Origin of the sequence: Mesorhizobium captivum (assembly GCF_033977165.1) — a bacterium.
GTDB classification, from domain to species: Bacteria; Pseudomonadota; Alphaproteobacteria; order Rhizobiales; family Rhizobiaceae; genus Mesorhizobium; species Mesorhizobium captivum.
The window spans coordinates 401,789-409,668 of record NZ_JAVIJB010000001.1 but is presented as its reverse complement, the minus strand read 5'-3'; the positions used below and the strand labels follow the sequence as shown (position 1 = coordinate 409,668).

General features: G+C 64.4%; 7 protein-coding genes and 1 pseudogene. 7 read left to right on the top strand and 1 reads right to left on the bottom strand.

Annotation, left to right across the window (positions count from 1 at the left end; all coding sequences use genetic code 11):
- From RFM40_RS01970 to RFM40_RS01955, 4 genes and pseudogenes are all read left to right on the top strand, one after another.
- Positions 1-197, top strand: a pseudogene (locus RFM40_RS01970) (MFS transporter); the annotation flags it as partial.
- An 88-nt stretch (positions 198-285) separates the two neighbouring features.
- Entirely contained in the window at positions 286-1,341 is a 1,056-nt protein-coding gene (locus RFM40_RS01965; protein WP_320277043.1) for a succinylglutamate desuccinylase/aspartoacylase family protein, read from the top strand.
- 291 nt (positions 1,342-1,632) lie between these two features.
- Positions 1,633-3,822 carry an anthranilate synthase gene (locus tag RFM40_RS01960; protein WP_320230266.1) on the top strand — a complete coding sequence of 730 codons (2,190 nt, stop codon included), beginning with the start codon at positions 1,633-1,635 and terminating at the stop codon, positions 3,820-3,822.
- Between the two features lie 26 nt (positions 3,823-3,848).
- A complete protein-coding gene (locus RFM40_RS01955) occupies positions 3,849-4,775 on the top strand; it encodes a cation diffusion facilitator family transporter (protein ID WP_430691631.1) in 927 nt (308 codons plus the stop codon).
- A gap of 239 nt (positions 4,776-5,014) precedes the next feature.
- On the opposite strand, the gene RFM40_RS01950 is transcribed toward RFM40_RS01955, so the two are convergent.
- Positions 5,015-6,097, bottom strand: a complete 1,083-nt coding sequence (locus tag RFM40_RS01950; protein ID WP_320230038.1) for a hypothetical protein — start codon at positions 6,095-6,097, stop codon at positions 5,015-5,017.
- A gap of 101 nt (positions 6,098-6,198) precedes the next feature.
- Between RFM40_RS01950 and RFM40_RS01945 the strand changes: the two genes are divergently transcribed.
- From RFM40_RS01945 to RFM40_RS01935, 3 genes are all read left to right on the top strand, one after another.
- Positions 6,199-6,633: a DsrE family protein gene (locus tag RFM40_RS01945; protein ID WP_320230037.1), complete on the top strand. Its 435-nt coding sequence runs from the start codon at positions 6,199-6,201 to the stop codon at positions 6,631-6,633.
- Between the two features lie 79 nt (positions 6,634-6,712).
- Positions 6,713-7,495 (top strand): SDR family NAD(P)-dependent oxidoreductase, encoded by a 783-nt coding sequence (locus RFM40_RS01940; RefSeq protein ID WP_320277052.1) that lies wholly within the window; start codon positions 6,713-6,715, stop codon positions 7,493-7,495.
- 46 nt (positions 7,496-7,541) lie between these two features.
- On the top strand, positions 7,542-7,853 hold the full coding sequence (locus RFM40_RS01935; protein WP_320230036.1) for a putative quinol monooxygenase: 312 nt from the start codon (positions 7,542-7,544) through the stop codon (positions 7,851-7,853).
- The last annotated feature ends 27 nt before the right edge of the window (positions 7,854-7,880 follow it).

Here is a 7,880-nt window from a genome sequence, read left to right as displayed (position 1 = left end):
CCACGCTCAACCAGGGCGCCTTCAATGTCGGCAATGCCGGCGGCGCCTGGATCGGCGGCCTCGCCATTTCCTTCGGCATATCCTACGCCAACCTGCCGCTGGTGGGTGCCGCGCTGGCGCTGCTTGCCGTCACTGTTGCTGTGCTGTCGCGGGCGCTTGACCGCCGCGCAGTGCCGCAGCCACAGCCGGCCGAGTAAACACCTGCGCCCACAGCGCGGCCCGGCTGGACCACTCGACAGTCCTGCCGCAAACATGCATGTCTGGCCTCTCCATCGGAGACACCTCATGCAAAAGACGATCGAGCGCATCGCCGGCGACAGCGAGGGAGTCGCTTACGAATTCCCGGTCGTCCGCTTCGAGGCCGCGGACAAGGTGGCTTCGACCGCCTATCTCCAAGCCGCCCTGCATGCCGGCGAATTGCCGGGCGTTGTCGCCATCGACGCGCTGATGCCAATGCTGGCCAAGGCCGAGGCTGAGGGCCGCATCAAGGGCGCCATCACCATCGTGCCGTGGGCCAATCCGATCGGTCGGGCACAATATCATTTCGGCGAGCATCAGGGCCGCTTCAATCTCGCCACCCGCACCAATTTCAACCGTGCCTTCCCGCTGCTTGCAGCACCCGACGCCAAGCTTTTGCCGGACGTCAGCCTCGGCGGCGCAGACCGCCGGCTGAAGAACCGGCTCGTCGAGCTCTCGCTCGGCAACGACATCGTGCTCGATCTCCACTGCGACGACGAGGGCCTTGCCTATCTCTATGTCCACACCAGCCTGTGGCCGCATATGTCCGACTGCGCGGCGGCCATGGGCGCCGACGCCGTTGTGCTGTGGAGCGAGGACAGCAGCGGTACCTTCGAGGGCGCCTCGATCATGCCCTACCAGCATGTCCCGGCAAGCGTCGCGCGTTTCGACCGCCGCGTCGTCACCACGGTCGAATATCGCGGCATGCTCGATGTCGATGGCGCCTTGGCCGCGTCCGACGCCGCAGGTCTCTACCGCTTGCTGGTCACGCGCGGCGTCATCCAGGATGCCTCCGTTCCGAAGGTGAGCAGCTTCACCGGCGTCGTCGTGCCGTTGGAAAACATCGACATGATGCCCTCGCCCAAGGCCGGCGCCATCCTTTACGACGTCAAGCCCGGCGATCGCGTCGCCAAGGGCGACAGGCTGGCGACGATCGTCCATGCGCCCGGCGAGACAGGCGGCCGCACCGAGGTCTTCGCGCCGCAGTCGGGCTTTATCCTGACCCGCCGTTCGCGCCGTATCATCCGCGCCGGCGAGGATCTGCTGAAGCTCGCCGGCGACATGCGAAGCGACGACGCGCGCTCCGGCACGCTGGAGGACTGATGCATGTCGCCCAGAAGTGCGCAGCGGTTTTGGGAGAACGACATGCACCAACAAAGGCCATCAGGCTTTCACCATCCGCGTGAAATCCAGTTGCGCAGGTCGTCATTCGCCGCTATGGGAGTCGCCATGAACATGCGTTCGAACAAGACCGTTTGGTGGTGGGCTCGCTGACAGCGGCCGGTTCGAACGCGCGTGCGTAAAGAGAGGGTGGCCGCAACGGAATGTCCGGGCGGCCATTTGTTTTTTCAAGCCATTCCGGGTCCGTTGCCCAAAACGCTGATGGAGACGGCAATGACGACTAAAGTTCTGGACAACGGGGCCGAGCGCTTCGTCACCGCGGGCGGGGTGACGATCACCCGCGAACGACATGACAGGCCCTATGAGGGCGCGATCGATGCCTATGTCGATGGCCTGAATTCCCGCCGTGGCGCGGTGTTTTCCTCGAACTACGAGTATCCAGGCCGCTACACCCGCTGGGATACGGCCATCATCGACCCGCCACTGGTGATCTCGGCGCGCGGCCGCGCCGTGCGCATCGAGGCGCTGAATGCCCGTGGCGAGGTGCTGCTGCCGGTGATCGGCAAGGCGCTTGGCCAGCTCAGCGAGGTGAAGATCGCCGAGGCCTCGAAAAAACTCATCCGCCTCGATGTCGCCAGGCCCGGCCGCGTCTTCACGGAGGAGGAGCGCAGCCGCGTTCCGTCCGTCTTCACGGTGCTGCGCGCCATCACCGCTTTGTTCAAGACCGCCGAGGACGCCAATCTCGGCCTTTACGGCGCCTTCGGCTATGACCTCGCCTTCCAGTTCGATCCTGTCGACTACAAGCTCGAGCGCAGGGAAAGCCAGCGCGACCTGGTGCTCTTCCTGCCTGACGAGATCCTGGTCGTCGACCACTATTCGACCAAGGCCTGGACCGACCGCTACGACTATTCCGGCGAAGGCTTTTCGACGGAAGGCTTGGCGCGCGACGCCCACGTCGAGCCCTTCAAGACCGCCGACCGCATCCCGCCGCGCGGCGACCACGAACCGGGCGAATATGCGAACCTGGTGCGCCGGGCCATGGAAAGCTTCAAGCGCGGCGACCTGTTCGAGGTCGTGCCCGGCCAGATGTTCTACGAGCGCTGCGAGACCCAGCCCTCCGACATTTCCCGCAAGCTGAAGTCGATCAATCCCTCGCCCTATTCCTTCTTCATCAATCTCGGCGAAAACGAATATCTGATCGGCGCCTCGCCGGAGATGTTCGTGCGCGTCAACGGCCGGCGCGTCGAGACCTGCCCGATCTCCGGCACCATCAAGCGCGGCGACGACGCGATCTCCGATAGCGAGCAGATCCTCAAACTGCTCAACTCCAAGAAGGACGAGTCCGAGCTCACCATGTGCTCGGACGTCGACCGCAACGACAAGTCGCGCGTCTGCGAGCCGGGCTCGGTGCGCGTCATCGGCCGCCGCCAGATCGAGATGTATTCGCGCCTGATCCACACCGTCGACCACATCGAGGGGCGGCTGCGCGAAGGCATGGACGCCTTCGACGCCTTCCTGTCGCACGCCTGGGCGGTCACCGTCACCGGCGCGCCGAAGCTCTGGGCCATGCGCTTCATCGAGCAGAACGAGAAGAGCCCGCGGGCCTGGTATGGCGGCGCGATCGGCATGGTCAACTTCAACGGCGACATGAACACCGGTCTGACGCTGCGCACCATCCGCATCAAGGACGGCATCGCCGAAGTGCGTGCCGGAGCGACGCTGCTCTTCGACAGCGTTCCAGAGGAAGAAGAAGCCGAAACCGAACTGAAGGCATCCGCCATGCTCTCCGCCATACGCGACGCCAAGACCGGCAACGCCGCCGGCGCCGAACGCACCACCGCGCGCGTTGGCGACGGCGTCAACATCTTGATCGTCGACCACGAGGACTCCTTCGTCCACACGCTGGCCAACTACTTCCGCCAGACCGGCGCCAATGTCTCGACTGTGCGCACCCCGGTGCCGGAAGAGGTCTTCGAGCGGCTGAAACCCGATCTGGTCGTGCTCTCGCCCGGCCCCGGCACGCCGAAGGATTTCGATTGCGCGGCCACCATCAAAAGGGCGCGCGCCCGCGACCTGCCGGTCTTCGGCGTCTGCCTCGGCCTGCAGGCGCTGGCCGAGGCCTATGGCGGCGAGCTGAGGCAACTGCATATCCCGATGCACGGCAAGCCGTCGCGCATCCGCGTCTCGAAGCCCGGCATCATCTTCTCTGGGTTGCCGAAGGAAGTGACGGTCGGCCGCTACCATTCGATCTTCGCCGATCCGGTGCGCCTGCCTGACGGTTTCGTGGTCACGGCCGAGACCGAGGACGGCATCATCATGGCCTTCGAGCATCGCAAGGAACCGATCGCCGCCGTGCAGTTCCATCCGGAATCGATCATGACGCTCGGGCAAAATGCCGGCATGCGCATCATCGAGAACATCGTCGCGCATCTGCCGCGCAAGGCCAAGGAAAAGGCTGCGTAGAGGCGATGACCGAGACGCAGGACACGATGACGGCCGCGGCGAAAGCCGCGACCAGACAGAAGGTCGCAAGGCTCGCTTTCTGGTCGATCGTCGTCGCCGGCGTCGTGCTCGCCCTCAAGGTCGCCGCCTGGTACATCACCGGTTCCGTCGCGCTCTATTCGGACGCGGCGGAGTCGATCGTCAACGTCATCGCGTCGGCCGCCGCCTTCTGGGCGATCCAGGTCAGCTACAAGCCTGCCGACCAGGACCATCCCTTCGGCCATCACAAGGCCGAGTATTTCTCGGCCGTTCTCGAAGGCGTGCTGATTGTCGTCGCTGCCCTCCTGATCCTCAACGAGGTCTGGCGATCCTGGCAGCATCCCGCTCCGCTGGAACAGCCGTGGAAAGGCCTTGCCGTCAACGGCGTGGCGACCGTCATCAACGCGATCTGGGCCTGGACGCTGATCCGCACCGGCCGGAACGCGAGATCGCCGGCGCTGGTCGCCGACGGCCAGCACATCATGACCGACGTGGTGACGTCCGTCGGCGTATTCGGCGGCCTTGTCGGCGCCGTGCTCACCGGCTGGCAAATCCTCGACCCCGTGCTTGCCGTCATCGTCGCTCTCAACATCCTCTGGCAGGGCTGGCATGTCATCGGCTCGTCGATGAGCGGGCTGATGGACCGCGCCGTCGACACTCAGGAGCACATGCTGATCCGCGACATCATCTCGGCCAATTCGAAGGGCGCGCTGGAGGTGCATGACCTGAAGACGCGCATTGCCGGCCGCGCCACCTTCATCGAATTCCACCTGGTCGTCGACGCCGACATGACGGTCGGTGCCAGCCATGTGATCTGCGACCGCATCGAGGATGCGCTGAAAGCCGATATCCCCTCGGTGCGCGTCACCATCCATGTCGAGCCGGACGACGAGGCGAAGCTGCCGAAAGGCACGAGCGCGGTGCCTTTCGCGTAAGGCAATTCATATCGCAGCCTTGGAAGTTTCAGCTAAGCCTCCCAACTTCGTCATTCTAGGGCGAAACAGGAGCGAAGCTCCGTCGCGAAGCCCCTAGAATCCATGCCGTTACCTTCGCCAAGGAGTGCAACGGAACAAAATTCTGCACCGTGGCGGCGCTTCCAAGTTACGGAATGGATTCTATGGTCTGCGCCGCGTCGCTTCGCTCCTTGCTCCGCCATAGAATGACGAAGCGCTAGTTACGGCGTGCAGGCCGACTGCGGCATAGGGTTGAGCAGGTAGACCTTGTCGTCGGACTTGGTCTTGCCACCCGCCACCTTCGAGCAAAGGTCGAAGATGGCAAGCGCATTGTTGGGGTTGGCCAGCATCATCGTGCCGCTGGCGCCGCGCTTCAGGAAAATCTCCTTCTGCGAGATGTCGCAGGCAAAGTCGCTCATCTTGGAACTTGCCGAGCATCGCCACTGATCGGCCTCGCCCTGGCAGGAATAGGTCTGCGTGACCTTGGCCCCCTTCTTTCTCGTTGTCACCGAAACGGCGATATCGGCGCCGTCCGGCCAGTTGGCGGCATCGCCGCCGGCGGCGAAGGAGGCAAGCTCGATCGGGCCGCGGAAGACGCGGATCGACTGCGTCACCTGGTCGGGATGCGATTTCAAATGCGCGTCATCGTAGTCGCGGCCGTAGCAGAAGGGCTGGTCCGGCTTCAGCCGCTCGCGCAGCGGGGCGCCAAGCGCCGGATCGATCGGATCGATGCGCGTGAACTCTGCCTTGCAGGTCGCGGCCGGCATCGGGTCGAGACGGAAATTGTCGTCTTCGCTGCCCAGCGCCTGTTCGTTGTACTTCGCCTTGCCGAGATCCTCCTCCGCGCCGGCGTCGAGGTACACGTCAGGCTGCACGTTGGAGAGGATCAGCCGGCCCTTGTCGTCGACCTTCAGCGAGGCGAGCGTGCGGTCGCATTCCATGCCGCAACGGATGCCGCTCGCCTTGTCGCTCGCATCCTCCCTGTTGCACCAGCCGGCCGCCCATTCCGGCTTCTTGGCGCCGCGCACTGTGGTGATGAGAAAGCCGCTATAGGCAGCGTCGGACATCGAGCTCGGCTCCTCGTTCGGCCGGCTGACCGGATCGTGGCCGTAGTAGAAGAAGATGCGCGCCACCTTCTGGCGCGGGTGCGCCTTGAGATGGGCGGCATCGTAGACGCGGCCGAAGCAGACGTCGGCGCCGTTGGGGCTGAGTTCGGAAAGCTTGGGAGCATCATCGGCAAGTGCAGTGCCTGAAATGAACAATGCCGCGCCCAGCGCCGCGCCCGCCACCGTCCTCGACGTCATGTGATCCCTCCTCGCACCGCAAGACGTTGTCGCAACTCATGCTAGTCTAGGCGCGAAGTCCGGACCATGCAAAATTGCAGCCGGCGGATAAGGAGGATGCGATGCTGCGCCGTGACATTTTCCGCGCCGGCTTGGCCGGGGCAGCGAGTTTTTTCGGTCTACGTCAGGCGAGCGCCGCCACGGGCGAGGAAAGGCTGAAGGTCGCCTACCATCTCAGCGACGCCGGCAAGGTCAATTTCGTCCTCGGCAACATCAAGAACCACTATGAGGGCACCGGCGGCAATGTCGAGATCGTGCTGGTCGTGCACGGTCCGGCCCTTGCGGCCTTCAAGACAAAGAGCGCTTCCGGCGCGACGTCCAGCCGCTTTGCCGGCCTTGTCCAGCAGGGGCTCGTTCCGCAGGCTTGCGGCAACACGATGCGCGGCATGGATATCGCGCTTGCCGATCTGCTCGCCGGCTTCCAGGTCGCCGACAAGGGCGGCGTCGTCAAGCTCGCGGAACTGCAGCGCCAGGGCTATGTCTATCTCCGTCCCTAATCTCGCGCCCCGGTTTCGCCTCTTGACTTGAACGCCTGGCCAGCGAGCGCCTACCAATACCAGCGCAAATCCCGGAGGTATCGACGTGCGCAACACACTTCTCATCCCAGACCTTGCCGGCAAGGTGGTGCTGGTCACCGGCGCGTCGACCGGGATCGGCGCCGCGCTCGCCCTCGCCTATGCCGAGCAGCAATGTCGTGTCGCGCTGCATTACAATTCGAGCCGGGAAGCCGTCGAGGGCGTCGCCAAGACCATCCGTGACGGCGGCGGGGAGGTATTCCTGACCCAGGGCGATTTTTCGGTTCCCGCCGACGTCGAGCGTGTAGTCGAAGAAAGCGCGCAACATTTCGGCCGGCTCGACGGGCTGGTCAACAATGCCGGCGGCATGCTCGGCCGCATTGCCTATGCCGAACAGACCGAGGCGCATTACGACGCGGTGATGGACCTCAACGCACGCTCGGTGCTGACCGCCTCGCGCAAGGCGATCCCGTGGCTGAAGCGCCAGGGCGGCTTCATCGTCAACACAACCTCGATCGCCGCCCGCAACGGTGCCGGTGGCGGCGCCGGCCTCTACGGATCATCCAAGGCCTTCGTCTCCAACGTGACGCGCGGCATGGCAAAAGAGCTGATCGGCTTCGGCATCCGTGTCAACGCCGTGGCGCCCGGCACCATCCTGACTCCGTTCCACGAGCGCTATTCGAGCGCCGAGCAGATGAAGGCCATGGTTGCGACCATACCGCAGGGCCGCGCGGGCACGGCGCAGGATTGCGTCGGCGCCTATCTGTTCTTGTCCTCCGACCTCTTGAGCGGCTACATCATCGGCCAGGTGATCGAGGTCAATGGCGGCCAGTTGATGCAGTGAGCCGAGACCGGCATACTCTTCGCGCAACCCTAAGGGAGACAAGGGCATGTTCGGACTGATCGGCAAGATGCGGGCGGCACGCGGCCAACGCGACGCGGTCATGGACGTGCTGCGCGAAAGCACCATGGCGCTCCCCGGTTGCCTGAGCTACATCATCGCCACCGATCCCGTCGACGCCGATGCGATCTGGGTCACAGAAGTGTGGACCGACCAGGCAAGCCACAAGGCCTCGCTGCAATTGCCGGAAGTCCAGGCCGCGATCGCCAAGGCGCGTCCCTACATTGCCGGCTTCGAATTCCAGGTCGAGACCCATCCGGTCGGCGGCTTCGGCCTTCCAGCGCCGGAAAAGTCCGGTTGACCGCCCGGACAAGGAATTTCTTCGAAA

Excerpts from the sequence above, each read along its gene's own strand:
- RFM40_RS01960 (WP_320230266.1), top strand. The coding sequence starts at position 1,633 with ATGACGACTAAAGTTCTGGACAACGGGGCCGAGCGCTTCGTCACCGCG.
- RFM40_RS01935 (WP_320230036.1), top strand. The coding sequence starts at position 7,542 with ATGTTCGGACTGATCGGCAAGATGCGGGCGGCACGCGGCCAACGCGAC.
- RFM40_RS01965 (WP_320277043.1), top strand. The coding sequence starts at position 286 with ATGCAAAAGACGATCGAGCGCATCGCCGGCGACAGCGAGGGAGTCGCT.
- RFM40_RS01955 (WP_430691631.1), top strand. The coding sequence starts at position 3,849 with ATGACGGCCGCGGCGAAAGCCGCGACCAGACAGAAGGTCGCAAGGCTC.
- RFM40_RS01945 (WP_320230037.1), top strand. The coding sequence starts at position 6,199 with ATGCTGCGCCGTGACATTTTCCGCGCCGGCTTGGCCGGGGCAGCGAGT.
- RFM40_RS01950 (WP_320230038.1), bottom strand. The coding sequence starts at position 6,097 with ATGACGTCGAGGACGGTGGCGGGCGCGGCGCTGGGCGCGGCATTGTTC.